The sequence below is a fragment of the Pseudoalteromonas sp. SG45-5 genome (genome assembly GCF_014164085.1).
Classification (GTDB): Bacteria; Pseudomonadota; Gammaproteobacteria; order Enterobacterales; family Alteromonadaceae; genus Pseudoalteromonas; species Pseudoalteromonas aliena.
In genome coordinates this window covers 11,615-26,970 of sequence record NZ_JACJEM010000026.1, presented here as the reverse complement: position 1 = coordinate 26,970, position 15,356 = coordinate 11,615, and the positions used below count along the sequence as shown (strand labels likewise).

Below are 15,356 nucleotides of genomic sequence, written 5' to 3'. Positions count from 1 at the left end.
ATAGTCGTAGTTTTTAGGAGGTCATTATGGCGCACTTTATAGATAGGCGTTTAAACGGCAAAAATAAAAGCACGCTTAATCGTCAGCGCTTTATTAGGCGCTATAAAAAGCAAATTAAAGAAGCTGTATCGGATGCTATAAACAAACGCAGCGTTACTGATTCTAGCTCTGGTGAGAGTATTTCTATTCCACAGCGAGATATCAGCGAGCCCACATTTCATCAGGGAAAAGGAGGAAATAGAGAGCAGATTCACCCTGGTAACGATCAGTTTTCTACGGGTGATAAAATTGAACGCTCTAAAGGCGGACAAGCTGGCGGTGCTGGAGAAGGCGAAGCGAGTAATACAGGCGAAGGGCAAGACGAGTTTGTGTTCTCTATATCAAAAGATGAATACCTTGACTTACTATTTGAAGACCTAGAATTACCTAACTTGCAAGAAAATCAACTCGATAAATTAGTGCAAATGAAAACCCATCGCGCTGGATTTTGTAGCGATGGAATGCCAAGTAATATCGATATAGTTCGTTCACTACAAGGCTCACTTGCACGTCGTGTTGCCATGAGTGCGGGTAAAAAACGTCGCTTAGTTGAGCTTGAAGCGCAACTAGCTATGCTTCTTGTTGAGTCTCACAGCGATAAAGCTGCAATCGCCTTACTAAAAAAAGAAACTGAGACATTAAAAGTACAAATTAAATCAGTCCCGTTTATTGATAATTACGATTTACGCTTTCGTAATTATGAAAAACGCCCTCACCCCACCAGCAAAGCAGTGATGTTTTGTATTATGGATGTGTCTGGCTCAATGGATCAGGCGACAAAAGATATGGCAAAACGCTTTTACATTTTGCTTTATCAATTTTTAACACGAAGTTACAAAGACATTGAAGTGGTTTATATTCGCCATCACACACAAGCAAAAGAAGTAGATGAGCAGGAGTTTTTCTACTCTCAAGAAACGGGCGGTACGATTGTTTCAAGCGCCCTTAAGTTAATGGACGAAATAATTAAAAAGCGCTACCACGCGGATGAGTGGAATGTATACGCAGCGCAAGCCTCTGATGGCGATAATTGGGCTGACGATACGCCGCAATGTGGGCAGATTTTACGTAATAAGCTTTTAAATGCAGTACGGTATTTTGCTTATATAGAAATTACCACACGTGCCCATCAAAGCTTATGGCGCGAATATGAAGACATCACACACAGCCATAACAATTTCGCTATACAGCATATTGAAGAAGTAGAAGACATTTATCCTATATTTAGAAAGCTATTCAAAAAAGGTCGTCAACAGCAAGGCCCTGCATAGCCTAAAGCGAGGTGCACTATGAACGACAAACGAATGAGTGATGGCCCAGATTGGACCTTTGATTTACTAAATGAGTACCAAGGTGAGATAGCTCGCGTTGCAGCCCACTACAAATTAGATACTTACCCTAATCAAATTGAAGTGATCACAGCCGAGCAAATGATGGATGCTTACTCGAGCGTTGGCATGCCTATAGGATATAGCCACTGGTCGTATGGTAAAAAGTTCATACAAACAGAGCAAAACTATAAGCGCGGACAAATGGGTCTCGCTTACGAAATAGTGATCAATTCAGACCCTTGTATTGCGTACTTAATGGAAGAAAATACGCTTCCTATGCAAGCACTTGTAATGGCGCATGCCTGTTATGGGCATAACTCATTTTTTAAAGGTAATTATTTATTTAAAACATGGACTGATGCAAGCTCAATAATAGACTACCTTTTATTCGCTAAAAATTACATAAGTCGCTGCGAGGAAAAACACGGTATTACTCAAGTAGAAACCTTATTAGACTCTTGCCATGCACTCATGAATTATGGTGTTGATCGCTATAAGCGCCCACAACAAATATCGCTATTTGAAGAACAAAAACGTCAACATGAACGAGAGGAATACCTACAATCGCAGGTAAACGAGTTATGGCGAACCATTCCTGAACAACAACAAGAAACAAAAAAGAAAACACGCCACTTTCCAGAAGAACCACAAGAAAATATTTTATATTTTATTGAAAAAAACGCCCCATTACTCGATTCTTGGCAACGTGAGATCATTCGCATCGTTCGTAAAATATCACAATACTTTTATCCACAAAAACAGACTCAGGTTATGAACGAAGGTTGGGCTACATTTTGGCACTATACTATCCTTAATCATTTATATGATGAGGGTAAGCTGACTGACTCATTCATGTTAGAGTTTTTACAAAGCCATACTAATGTAGTGTACCAGCCGCCTTATAACAGCAAATATTATTCAGGTGTTAATCCATATGCTTTGGGTTTTAACATGATGGTGGATATTCGCAGAATATGTGAGCACCCCACTGAAGAAGATAAAAAGTGGTTCCCCGAGTATGCAGGAAGTAACTGGCTAGATACCCTGCACTTTGCAATGGAAAATTTTAAAGATGAGAGTTTTATTAGCCAATTTCTATCGCCCAAATTAATACGCGATTTTAAATTGTTTACTATCGTCGATCATGCAAATAACCCACACTTAGAAGTTGGTGCAATACATAACGACAATGGCTATCAAGTCGTTAGAGAAGCACTCTCAGCGCAGTATAATTTGAGTAATCATGAGCCTAACATTCAAGTGTATGATGTTGATATTAGAGGCGATAGATCGCTTACGTTACGCTACATCCCACATAACAGCGTTCCTTTAGCAAACTCACACGAGGAGGTACTAAAACACCTTTACAGACTATGGGGATTTAAAGTAAAACTCGAACAGGAGTCACACTCTGGTGAGGTATCAACTATTAGTCAATGCCCAACAGATGACTCTCGTCACACAACGGAGTGAATATAATGGATCATAAAAAGCTCCTCGTACTGACCAGCTCAATAGAATAGGCAAAACTTATAGAAAAAACAGCAAAAAATAATGCGTTTACTAAATACTGACTTGCTTATTTTAGCACCTCAATGAAATAACGATTAATTGATATAAAAAATGACACTTAGAGGTCATTTTTTATATCATCGAAAGAAGTTACTCTATTACGTCCACGCTCTTTTGAAGAATAAAGTGCTTTATCTGCCGCCTCAATCCAACGTTCATGATCCTTAAATTCATGATTAAAACACGCCAAACCAATACTTACCGTCATCTTAATCTCGAGGTTTTTATGTAAAGCAGGAGATGATTCAATCAATTGCCTTAAGCGTTCAGCAAATACAACTGAGCCTTCTTTATCTGTATCAAGCAAGGTTACTACAAACTCTTCACCACCGTAGCGCCCTGCTATATCCGTTTCACGCAGTGCTGAGCGCAATAGCTTAGCAATATGGCGCAAAGCCTGATCCCCACCACTGTGTCCATATTTGTCATTCACTTTTTTAAAGTGATCAATATCAAACATCAATAAAGCGCTACAGCCTTCGTTGCGTTTTGTACGCAGGTATTCTTGCTTTAACAAATCCTCCCAATGACCTCGGTTTGTTAGCTGTGTTAAATTATCAACTTGACTCATTTGCTCAAGCTTTTTGTTCAAATCTTCTAATTCTTTTTTATTTACTGCAATATCCGTAACATCATAAAGAATAATACAAATGTGACTCACCTCTGCTCTTATATTGGTCAGCGGTATAAATGTCGCATTTTGATACATGTATTCAGCTTTGCCTGTTATTGGGCGATAATTTTTAAAGCGAAATATATAAGGCTGCTGCTCCCAAATAGTAAATGAGCGATTCTTTAATACAAATACTGATTCTGACTTACTTCTAAACCATTTTTCGTCAATTGCTGGAAATAAATCAAATAAATCTTTGTGCTTTACCGCACTTGGTAACAATCCTGAATGGTTTTCCATAAAACCATTCCATACGCATACCTTATAATCTCTATCGAGCACCACAAGGCCTACATCAACGGTGTTAAACATATCCATTAACCAATGGATCTCATTCATATCTAAATCAGCGGCCATAACTTAGTCTTCTAATAGGTAAGCAACTTTGAACTTCAAAGTTTTAAGTGAATCTTCAGTAAATAGCAGCATAAGATCACAATTTATATCGTGATTTTCTATGCCGTAGCTAATCTCAATAGCAAGTGTGCGCTGCCAGCGTGACTTATTAGCTTTTACCAACTCAGAGACATCTCGGTGCTGACCAAGAACTATAGGGTGCCCTTGGCTAAATGACATATCGAGTTGTTTTGAAAGGCCTGTTAAAATTGCCCCAATGAGAATATTACTTATATCCATAAGTAACTCAAGCTCAACTTTGTCGTTGAGTTCACCATCGTAATTCATTAAAGAGGCGATTTCTTTAAAGCTGGAGTCATTTAATAACAATAATGCTTCACCGGATACGCCACCACCTATAAACCCTTGGCAAACACCCGAAGTAGAGGCATTGTTGTCAATAGAGCGCAGCGCCATATCTAACTCACTTACCTCTAATATATTAACGTTGGGAATAGGCAACTTAACGAATACATTGAGAAGACGTGCAAGTAAATCACCCGCTTGACCCATTGCAACGTTAGTTAGTTCTTGATATATATCACGAACATCAGGGTCTACTTGTTCTCCTAATGAATGAGAAAGGCGTTCGCGCATGGCTTTATCTTTAATGCCATGATGCTCTATAATCTCGGCTAGCTTTTCTGCCGAGCAAGGCTTTTGAATGAAATCAATTGCACCAAGCTCAATCACTCGTTGATGCGCGCTTGGCTGAATATCGCCAGACACGACCACGGTTAATATATTAAGCCCTTGTTCTTTCATGGCTATTAAAACTTCATAGCCATCCATTTCTGGCATATTTAAATCGAGAAAAAGGATTTCAGGTTGAATTAATTCTATTTGCTTAATGCAGTCAACACCATTAATCGCAAACTCAACTTTGATATCCCAATCATCTGGCAAAGATCGTGCTAATTGACGCCTTGCTAATTTTGAATCATCACATATTAGTACCGATGTTGACATATAATCTCTCTATTTCTTAACTGCTAAATTTATATCCAATTCTTTTCTACTAATTATACCAATCTGCTTATATATGGGGTCTATTTAACGTTAAGAAAATTACGCTAGAACTAGGCGAAATTTTTGTATCTAGTTGTTCTAAATAAAAATTTTTAACAACGTTACAGTGCAATTTAATTCGTTAAATTGATCAATGAGTTATGCAGTTTGGTATTACCTTGCAATTAAAACATTTTAATTTTATTTCAGTTTAAATGTTTTACCAGTATATAATTCCTTGGTTAGCAATTAGCAGTATAATACACTGTAGTTTATTTGGTTAATTTAAAAGAGAATTACCTATGTTTCGTGCATTATTTTTGATCCTTAGTATTTTTAGCTCCTTCACAAATGCAACCCCTATATTAGAAAACAAACTAGATGCGGGAAAGGTATCTGCCCAAGGTAAACCTGTCACATTACTTGGTAAAGGTGTATCTGTTGGCGACACAGCACCTAATTTTAAAGTAGTGGATGGAAATTTCACCCCTGTAACACTCGACGATTATAAAGACCAGGCTATTTTAATTAGTGTGGTGCCAAGCCTTGATACCGGCATTTGTAGCCTGCAAACAAAACATTTTAACGAAAAAGTAGCCGCGCAATTTCCAGCCGTTGCTATGTTAACTATTAGTGCAGATTTACCTTTTGCGCAAAAGCGATTTTGTAAAACAGAAAACATAGATAAAATAACAGCACTATCTGATTCTGTTTGGCGCGATTTCGGCCAAAAATACGGATTGATTATCAAAGATATGGGGTTATTAACACGCTCTGTACTTATTTTAGATAGAAGTCATAACATCATTTATAAACAATTGGTTAGCAGTCTTTCAACTGAACCTGAGTACAATAGCGTACTCGAAAAACTTAAAACGCTGTAATGCCGATTAAGCAATGCTAAATAGCTTTAAAACAAAAAACCGCCAATTGGCGGTTTTTTATTATGCTTTTAAATCTAACCTAAAAGCTCACCAAGTTGTGAACTAACCGCTTCAACAGCTTGTGTACCATCTAGTTTATGGTATTGAGTGTTACCAGCAGCCGCTTCTGCTTGGTAATAATCAACTAATGGCATCGTTTGTTCGTGGTAAATACCTAAACGTTTACGTACTGTTTCTTCAGTATCGTCAGCACGAACAATTAAGTCATCCCCAGTTTCGTTGTCTTTACCTTCCACTTTTGGTGGATTATAAACAATGTGGTAAACACGACCAGAACCAGGGTGAACACGACGTCCGCCCATACGTTCAACAATCACTTCATCAGCTACGTCAAATTCAATAACGTGATCAACCACTACGCCATTTTCTTTCATTGCATCGGCTTGAGGAATTGTGCGTGGGAAGCCATCAAGTAAAAAGCCTTTCTCACAATCAGCTTTAGTAATACGCTCTTTTACTAAACCAATAATAATATCGTCAGAAATTAGTTGACCAGCATCCATCACTTTTTTTGCTTCTAAGCCTAATGGTGTGCCTTCTTTAATTGCTGCACGTAACATATCGCCAGTAGAGATTTGTGGAATACCGTATTTGTCCATTAAAAACTGAGCTTGAGTACCTTTACCTGCACCCGGCGCGCCCAAAAGAATAATGCGCATATTATTGTCCCCTAGTATGGATATTTATTTTAAAGCCTGAATTCTTCCACAAGCGCCGCCGATACTCAAGTAACTTATACTAATTGATGAGTTGTTGATGCATTTACAGCGCATTAAAAAAGGGAACACACGTTCCCTTTTATTTAAAGTATATAATTTATACTTTTATTAACTAAATAAATAGTTAACTGATTACTTGCTTAGTTCTAGCATCAGTTTGTTTAAGCGAGTAACAAATCCGGTTGGATCTTTAAGTGTACCGCGCTCTGCAAGTAATGCTTGGTCTAATAAAACATGTGACCACTGTGCAAACTTATCTTCGTCTTGCTCGTCATTTAAATGCTTAACAAGTTGGTGATCTGGATTTAGCTCAAACACAGGTTTTGCTTCTGGTGCTGCTTGGCCCACAGACTCCATTAGCTTTTGCATTTGTGAGCTCATGTCGTTGTCGTCGCTTACAACACATGCTGGAGAATCTGTTAGACGGTGCGTAAAGCGCACTTCTTTAACGTCGTCACCGAGTGCTGTTTTAATGCGTTCAACAAGCCCAGCCATCTCTTTTTCAGACTCTTCTTGTGCTTTTTTAGTTTCTTCGTCGTCAAGCTTACCTAAATCTAGATCACCACGTGTGATTGACTGTAATTGCTTATCAGCAAATTCAGTTAAGTGGCTCATCATCCACTCGTCAACACGGTCACTTAGTAGTAATACTTCAATGCCTTTTTTGCGGAAAATCTCTAAATGAGGAGAATTTTTCGCAGAAGTAAATGTATCAGCTACTACATAGTAAATTTTGTCTTGGCCTTCGTTCATGCGCTCAACGTATTGCTCAAGCGACACATCTTGCGTTTCTGAATCAGTATGCGTAGACGAAAAACGTAGTAGCTTACATACGGCTTCTTTATTTGCCGCATCTTCAGCTGGGCCTTCTTTCATTACTTGGCCAAACTCATTCCAAAATACTTGGTAATCGTCAGCTTTGTTTTTAGCCATACGCTCAAGCATTTTAATAATGCGCGATGTACACCCTTTACGAATAGCTTGCGTTACTTTGTTGTCTTGTAGAATTTCACGAGATACGTTTAGCGGTAAATCGTTTGAATCTAGTAAACCTTTTACAAAGCGAAGGTAGCTTGGCATAAACTGCTCAGCATCATCCATTACAAATACACGTTGTACGTAAAGCTTTAAGCCACTTTGACGTTCACGGTTCCATAAATCGAAAGGTGCTTTTTTAGGGATGTATAAAAGGCTGGTGTATTCCGTTTTACCTTCAACCTTATTATGTGCCCAGCTAAGTGGATCTTCCCAGTCGTGGCTTACGTGCTTGTAAAACTCTTTGTATTCTTCATCAGAAAGCTCTGACTTATCACGCGTCCACAATGCAGTTGCACGGTTAATGCTTTCCCACTCACCTGGTACTGCTGGAATTTTTTCGCCGTCTTCGCCTTCAGACTCTGGTACTTCTGCTTTAAACATTTGTACAGGTGTTGAAATATGGTCTGAGTATTTAGTAACAATGCCACGTAAGCGGTAATCGTCAGCAAATTCTTTTTCTTCATCACGAAGATGTAAAATAATGTCAGTACCACGACCTTCTTTTTCAATTTCTTGCAGCGTGTATTCGCCTTCACCTTGAGATTCCCACTCGTACGCCGTTGTTTCACCCGCTTTACGTGTACGAACAGTTACTAAATCGGCAACTATAAATGCTGAGTAAAAACCAACACCAAATTGACCAATCAGCTGTGAATCTTTACTTTGATCACCCGTTAAGTTTTTGAAAAACTCAGCAGTACCCGACTTTGCAATTGTACCCAATGAGCTAATTACTTCATCACGCGTCATACCAATACCATTATCAGAAATGGTAATTGTATTTGCTTCTTTATTTGCGCTAATACGCACACGTAAATCAGCGTCACCTTGGTAAAGATCGCCTTGAGATAGTGCTAAAAAGCGTAACTTGTCTGCCGCATCTGATGCGTTTGACACAAGTTCACGTAAAAATATTTCTTTATTAGAATAAAGAGAATGAATCATTAAGTTTAATAATTGTTTTACTTCTGTTTGAAAGCCTAATGTTTCTTTTTGTGCTGCAGTCATTTATATATCTCCAATTTGCAAAGTGTCTGCGTTATGCACTTAATATGGGGTGAGGTGTTAGAACTTCAAGGGAAAAATTTAAAAAAGGTGAAACGAAAACAAAGAACCATAAATTTATTTAAAACGAGTGCGGGCAATTAATATGAATTTTCTCGCCGCTGACGGGGTGCTCAAAATATAAATCGCTGGCATGTAATTGTAAGCGCCCTGCCATGTGTTCACTTTGCGCACTTTTATATAAATCACAGCCTAAAATAGGATGACCTATAAACTGGCTGTGTATTCTCAATTGATGGGTACGTCCGGTAACGGGCGTGAACTGCACTAAGGTTCTGTATGGTTGTTTTAGCCGTTCCAGTACTTTATATTCACTGACTGCGGTTTTGCCAGTCGATTGGCAAATTTTAACTCGCGGAAAAAGCAGCCTATCTTTTGCTATTGGCGCAGTTATTTGTCCCTCACTAACAGCCAAGCTACCCTCTAGCATAGCTACATAACGCTTTTGAATAGTACGTGCCTGAAACTCTTTATTAAGATGCTTTGATGCTTCGGCGTTTAATCCAACAATCATAATGCCCGATGTACCCAAATCTAACCGATGCGGTAACTTAGCCTCAGCAAAAGCGGCTGTTAACCCTTTTTGACCATGTACCAAACGATAATGCACTGAATCCCAGTTAAGTGGGTTTTTACCCGATAAACTTAACAAACCACTGGGTTTATTAATCAATAAAATATCGTCATCTTGATATAATATTTTAATAAACCCGTCGCATTTAGGCGCTACAAAATCATCAACAATAATATGTGGTTCTGAAGGTGTATCTAATATTGGGCTAGTCATTAAATTAATCAACACCTTTAGAGTGAAGCGCTTTCAAAGCTAAAACATGCTCACGTAAATCGTCTGCTACTACTTTGTCAGCTGCAATCGGGCCACCCACTGCAACCGACACCAAAGACCATTTTAATCGCGGTAATTGCCACTTAGCTTTACGGCTAAACATACTCCCCCACAAGCCCCCTAAATGCACAGGGACAACGGGCACAGGAGAGCGTGCAATAATACGCTCTATTCCACGACGGAAAATATCGATTGAGCCGTCACTAGTCAGCTTCCCTTCGGGGAAAATACCAACAAGCTCGCCTTTTTCAAGCGCAGAAGCCACTTCATCAAACGCTTTTTTAAAAGCCTCTGGGTTCGTTTTTTCACTATCAATGGGAATAGCTTTAGCCATTTTAAATAACCAATGTAGAGCTGGCGAATAATAAATAGGGGCAAATACCATAAACCGAATAGGCCTTGGTGACGCTGCCAAAATAAACATCCAATCAACAAAACTAACGTGGTTGCACACAATAACAGCGGCACCTTCATTAGGAATGTTAGCTTCGCCTTTTGTTCTTACGCGGTACATACAAATGGCCAAAATATAAATAACAAAGCGTAAAAAGAATTCAGGTACTTTGGTATAAATATAAACAGCAATAAGTAAATTTAGCCCCGCAAGTAACAGCAATAGCTCTGAAATACTCCACTGAAAAACAGACAACGTGACAATACTTAAAACAGCACTGCCCACCATAAACAAGGCATTTAATACATTGTTAGCCGCTATAACTCGTGATCGACTCGCTTCTTCAGTCCGTTGTTGAATAAGCGCATATAGCGGTACAGTGTAAAAACCGGCGCCAATGCCTATGCCTGCCATCCATATGAAATGCCACACCATATCGCCTGTTTTTAATACCTGTGCGAGCGTTAATAATTCAGTATGTTGAGGTGTATAGGTACTGATAGCGGGCTCTTGGCTCAGTAAATATAAAAACAAGGTAATTAAAATAGCGCCAAAGGGCACAATGCCTAGCTCAATACGAGAGCGAGATAACTTTTCACACAGTAATGAACCAATAGCAATACTCAATGAAAACACAACCAGTGCACTGGTTACCACCAATTCATCGCCGCCCATTACATGTTTTACATAATTTGGTAGGGACGTTAAAACGATGGCGCCAATTAACCAAAACCAGCTGATCCCAAGCACTGACTTACCAACCGATTCTGTTTGCGAATTAAGTGCTGTAAATACGTTTTTTGTGGATGAAAATATATTATAGGTAAATTTTAAGTTTGGCTCGTTCGCCTCACTAACGGGTATAAAACGACTGCTTACATAACCCATAACAGCCAGCACTAATACCGCAATACTTATAGCCGTAGGACCTAGCGATTGAGTAATGTAGTAGGTGCCAAAAATTGTACCGATCAGTATTGCTACAAACGTGCCCGACTCAACCAAGGCATTCGCTTTTGTTAATTCGCTAGGTGCAACGTGCTGAGGTAAGATAGAGTATTTTAATGGCCCAAAAAACGTACTTTGCACACCCATTAAAAATACTGTGGCTAACATAAGCCACACGTATTGCGTTAAAATTGAGACCGCACCTACAATCATAATAGGAATTTCACACAACTTTACGATTCTAATGAGCTTAGACTTTTCTGTTTTTTCTGCGAGCTGTCCTGCCATCCCTGAAAATAAAAAGAAAGGTAGAATAAATAGCCCCGCAGCAATATTTGAATATAATGCCCCATCTGCAAGCGTTGCGGCCTGAAATATCAATAAAATAAGCACCGATTGCTTATACACGTTATCATTTATTGCTGAGAAAAACTGCGTAATAAAAAGCGGTAAAAAACGCTTACTACTCAGTAATCCGCTTTGATAGGATTGATTATTCTTCATTGTATTCCTTACTAATTAGAGACATAGCCCAAAAATATATTATACCAATTCGTTTAATTAAATGATCTGTTTTGAGGGCGGAAAAACGTGTTTATAGCTAGGCAAAAAATTCGCTATTTAGTTGTTCTAAATGAGAATTTTTTAACGCAGGTAACGACACGTTTAGCCCCGCAAAATGATTAAGTATTATTGCGGATTGGTATTAGACTGCTTCTAAGCTTACCTTAAAAACAAAAAAGCCTACGTAATTTAATCATGTAGGCTTTTATAATATGTTTCAAATAGTAACTTTGAGTTAGTCTTGAGTAACAGCACGCCTGCCGCTAAAAGCATGCATCAGTGTTCTGCCGTCCACTAAATCAAGCTCACCTCCCACAGGAATGCCATGAGCAATTCGCGAAGCACCTACTTTATACTTATGGCAAAGCTGCGCAATATAATGCGCTGTAGTTTCACCTTCAACGGTAGGATTAGTCGCTAAAATCACCTCATTAATACCGCCCTGAGCAAGTTTTTGCTCTAAAACGTCTAAGCCAATTTCTTTAGGACCTATGCCATCTATAGGCGATAAATGACCCATGAGTACAAAGTACAAACCTAAATATTGGCCAGTTTGCTCGATGGCAAGCACATCCGTAGGCGATTCAACAACGCATAATATCCCGCTGTCTTGACGCTTTGTGCTTAAACAAATATCGCATTGAGCTTGTTCGCAAAAAGTACGACAAGACTGACAATGCCCTACGGCTGTCATTGCTTTAGTCAATGCATTACCAAGCTGAGTGCCCCCTTTTCGGTCGCGCTCTAGCAAGTGAAAAGCAATACGTTGCGCTGACTTTGGGCCAATGCCTGGTTGGCAGCGCAATGCCTCAATAAGCTGATTTAAACTATCTGAAAGTTGCATTATTTACTTAAAACGGCATTTTCATACCTGGTGGTAATTGCATACCGCCAGTTACTTTACCCATGCGCTCTTGTGTTTCTTCTGCAACACGGCGGACAGCATCATTACACGCAGCAGCAAGTAAGTCTTCAATCATGTCTTTGTCGTCTTCCATTAAGCTCTCATCAAGCTGAACACGACGAACATTGTGATTACCAAGCATAGTTACTTTAACTAGACCAGCACCAGCTTCACCAACAACTTCTAGTGTGGCAATTTCTTCTTGGGCTTTTTGCATGCGATCTTGCATTTGCTGCGCCTGCTTCATCATGTTGCCCATTCCACCTTTAAACATAGCTTTCTCTCTTTCTTTTAATACATTAATTAACATGAACATAAGGGCGATTGTAAGTAATTACAATGCCTGAATACTATTTTCATCAATTTCGGCGCTAAATACCTGCTGGAATTGTACTATGTTTTCGTCAGATGTGATCACATCGATTGCTTGTTGATGACGACCTGCATCAATTTTTTGCTGGATAAGATAAGGAGAGTCGATCACCCCTTTAGCAAAATTAATACTTAATGACACGTTATGCTCATAAATACTCGACAGTGCCGCATCTAGTCGTTGGCGAAGCATAGGTGTATCTAAATGCTTTTGTGATTCATCAACGTCTATATGTAAACTATTACCTTGCTTGGTAAAGATTGAATGCAATGCAAATTGGCGCATTCGACCACCCAATCCCATACGTTTTATTAAATAGGCCCACTCATCTTGTTGATGCGCAAATCTAATTTCACTAATTGGGCTATGAAAATCGTCAGGTACTGGAATACTTACTTCTTCTGCTGCAACTTCAGGTGCCTTTTGAGGGTTTATTTGCTCAAGCAGCTCTGGTGCTAAGTTTTCAGTAATTGTTTGATGCTTAGTTTTAAAATCGATCTTTTCAGGCTTTGCAGCACCTTGATTATCAGCAGGTATGTGGCTCCCTGTTACTAGGAGCTGTGACTTTTTTTCATTCTCACCTGCTGTATCAGTAGCCCAAGGCGGCGGATTGTCTGACTGTGCATATACTGAGTCAGTCGTTATTGATACCGCGTTATTTAACTGCTCATTTGTCTGAGCCACTGTATTTTTATCTTTTGATGCTTCACCAACATTATGATTACTGCTAGTAACAGTGCTGTTAGATACGTTTGATGAACTTGCCTTTGCCGTATTTAAGTTTGTCCCAGAAAGCTTTCCTGAGCCTGATATATTACGATCACGCAATATGCGCGCAATAGCGGATTGCGCTTTTGCCTCACGTTCAACAATCGAAGCATTCTCATCTTGTTGCTGCTGGTTTTGTAAGTCTGATTGCGGCTCAGGAATGTTTTGCTCAATATCTGTTGAGTGCTCTGGCAAATGACTATGTTGATTATCAGGGATCGTGTTTTGTGGATTAAACCCTTGATCAACCGCACTGCTCATTACATCATCAAACTGCGCCGCTAACGTTTGCTCTACATCACTGTGTTGCATGTACGCTTCATCTTCACTTTGACGTTGTGTTTGAACGTCAGTGATTACTTCAGTCGAATGGCCCGGCACTTGTTGATCTACGTGTTCACTATGTATTGAATCAGTTTGAAGTGGCGCTGACTTATTCGGATCTGAGACTCGTATCTGGTTATCAACTACATTACCAGTAGCCAGTTTGGTGTTCGCTTGTGGCTGTTTTTCAGGTCCAACCGTTTTATGTTGTTCGGTATTACTGACTAGGGCTGTATTTTGATCTTGCAAAACAGGCTGTGTATTACTTTGCGCTGGTTTATTTTTATTTAATATATCGCGTAACGCATTCGCTTTACTTGGTTTGTTTTGTACTGGGTCAGCCGTTGGCGCTTGATTGTTTGCAGCAACTGGCTCAAATGCAAGCAACCTCAGCATAAGCATTTCAAAACCTAAACGAGGTTCTGGTGCCCATTGTAAATCTTTTTTACCATTTAAAAGTAATTGGTAAAAAATTTGTATTTGTTGTGGACTTGTGTGCTGCGCAACGTGCGTTATGTAATCAGCATTCGTTTCATCAAGCTCTGCTGCCTGTGGCACTAATTGAGTGAGTTGAGTTAAATGTGTGAGCGCAATTAAATCATCAAGTAAGGCAATATAATTTGGATTTCTGCTCGCGACATGTGCAATTTCGCTCATTAAAGCTGTGCCATCTTGGGCAAGTAATGCAGCTAATAAGCTTTGGCTGTAATGTGTATCCATCAAACCAAGCATTGTTTGTACTGCTTGATTATTAATATCACCATTCGTTTGCGCAATCGCTTGATCGGTTAAGCTCAGTGCATCACGCATACTGCCGTCAGCGGCTTTTGCAATAATACTAAGTGCATCATTATCATAGCTGAGCTGTTCTTGAGTAAGTACGTGTTCAAGCTGTGTTTTAATTTCACTTTGCGATAACGCATTTAAGTTAAATTGCAAACAGCGAGATAAAATAGTGACAGGTAATTTTTGTGGATCGGTCGTCGCTAATAAAAATTTCACATGCTCTGGTGGCTCTTCAAGCGTTTTTAAAAGCGCATTAAAGCTGTGCTTTGAGAGCATGTGAACTTCATCGATCAGGTATACTTTATAACGTCCACGCGTTGGCGCATATTGAACGTTATCAAGTATTTCGCGGGTGTCTTCTACTTTGGTACGAGAAGCTGCATCTATTTCGAGTAAGTCAATGTAACGCCCTGCTTCTATATCTAAGCAGCTGCTACATTGGCCACATGGATTTGCAGATATACCTTCATCGCAATTTAAGCTTTTCGCAAAAATACGTGCAATGGTGGTTTTACCTACACCGCGGGTTCCAGTGAATAAATAAGCGTGATGCAGTCTATTTTGTGTAAGCGCATTTACAAGCGCTTGCTTAACATGAGACTGCCCAACCAATTCATGAAAGGTTTGAGGACGCCATTTTCTCGCTAGAACCTGATAACTCAT

At 39.4% G+C, this 15,356-nt stretch carries 12 protein-coding genes; 3 read left to right on the top strand and 9 right to left on the bottom strand.

What is annotated here, in order from left to right; translation table 11 throughout:
* Nucleotides 1–26 precede the first annotated feature (26 nt).
* Together H5119_RS10205 and H5119_RS10200 are read left to right on the top strand one after the other, a co-directional pair.
* Nucleotides 27–1,310 carry a YeaH/YhbH family protein gene (locus tag H5119_RS10205; RefSeq protein ID WP_182702150.1) on the top strand — a complete coding sequence of 428 codons (1,284 nt, stop codon included), beginning with the start codon at nt 27–29 and terminating at the stop codon, nt 1,308–1,310.
* 18 nt (nt 1,311–1,328) lie between these two features.
* Nucleotides 1,329–2,843: a SpoVR family protein gene (locus tag H5119_RS10200; RefSeq protein ID WP_182702149.1), complete on the top strand. Its 1,515-nt coding sequence runs from the start codon at nt 1,329–1,331 to the stop codon at nt 2,841–2,843.
* A 157-nt stretch (nt 2,844–3,000) separates the two neighbouring features.
* Here the strand turns inward: H5119_RS10200 and H5119_RS10195 are convergent, their stop codons facing one another.
* Together H5119_RS10195 and H5119_RS10190 are read right to left on the bottom strand one after the other, a co-directional pair.
* Nucleotides 3,001–3,972 (bottom strand): diguanylate cyclase, encoded by a 972-nt coding sequence (locus tag H5119_RS10195; RefSeq protein ID WP_182702148.1) that lies wholly within the window; start codon nt 3,970–3,972, stop codon nt 3,001–3,003.
* A gap of 3 nt (nt 3,973–3,975) precedes the next feature.
* A complete protein-coding gene (locus tag H5119_RS10190; RefSeq protein ID WP_077537690.1) occupies nt 3,976–4,980 on the bottom strand; it encodes a response regulator in 1,005 nt (334 codons plus the stop codon).
* A gap of 341 nt (nt 4,981–5,321) precedes the next feature.
* Here H5119_RS10190 and tpx point away from each other — a divergent pair, with 341 nt between their 5' ends.
* Nucleotides 5,322–5,903: a thiol peroxidase gene (gene tpx, locus H5119_RS10185; protein ID WP_182702147.1), complete on the top strand. Its 582-nt coding sequence runs from the start codon at nt 5,322–5,324 to the stop codon at nt 5,901–5,903.
* Nucleotides 5,904–5,977: 74 nt separating this feature from the next.
* Here the strand turns inward: tpx and adk are convergent, their stop codons facing one another.
* The 7 genes from adk to dnaX form a co-directional block, all read right to left on the bottom strand.
* Nucleotides 5,978–6,622 carry an adenylate kinase gene (gene adk, locus H5119_RS10180; RefSeq protein ID WP_007584076.1) on the bottom strand — a complete coding sequence of 215 codons (645 nt, stop codon included), beginning with the start codon at nt 6,620–6,622 and terminating at the stop codon, nt 5,978–5,980.
* A gap of 192 nt (nt 6,623–6,814) precedes the next feature.
* Nucleotides 6,815–8,728, bottom strand: coding sequence for a molecular chaperone HtpG (htpG, locus tag H5119_RS10175; protein WP_182702146.1), 1,914 nt, complete (start codon nt 8,726–8,728; stop codon nt 6,815–6,817).
* A gap of 118 nt (nt 8,729–8,846) precedes the next feature.
* Entirely contained in the window at nt 8,847–9,572 is a 726-nt protein-coding gene (locus H5119_RS10170; RefSeq protein WP_182702145.1) for an RluA family pseudouridine synthase, read from the bottom strand.
* A 4-nt stretch (nt 9,573–9,576) separates the two neighbouring features.
* The gene (locus H5119_RS10165) at nt 9,577–11,478 is read right to left on the bottom strand and encodes an MFS transporter (protein WP_182702144.1); all 1,902 of its coding nucleotides are present in this window, start codon (nt 11,476–11,478) and stop codon (nt 9,577–9,579) included.
* A 295-nt stretch (nt 11,479–11,773) separates the two neighbouring features.
* Nucleotides 11,774–12,382: a recombination mediator RecR gene (gene recR / locus H5119_RS10160; RefSeq protein ID WP_182702143.1), complete on the bottom strand. Its 609-nt coding sequence runs from the start codon at nt 12,380–12,382 to the stop codon at nt 11,774–11,776.
* A 7-nt stretch (nt 12,383–12,389) separates the two neighbouring features.
* The gene (locus H5119_RS10155) at nt 12,390–12,716 is read right to left on the bottom strand and encodes a YbaB/EbfC family nucleoid-associated protein (protein ID WP_077539006.1); all 327 of its coding nucleotides are present in this window, start codon (nt 12,714–12,716) and stop codon (nt 12,390–12,392) included.
* A 60-nt stretch (nt 12,717–12,776) separates the two neighbouring features.
* Nucleotides 12,777–15,356 carry a DNA polymerase III subunit gamma/tau gene (dnaX, locus tag H5119_RS10150; RefSeq protein WP_182702142.1) on the bottom strand — a complete coding sequence of 860 codons (2,580 nt, stop codon included), beginning with the start codon at nt 15,354–15,356 and terminating at the stop codon, nt 12,777–12,779.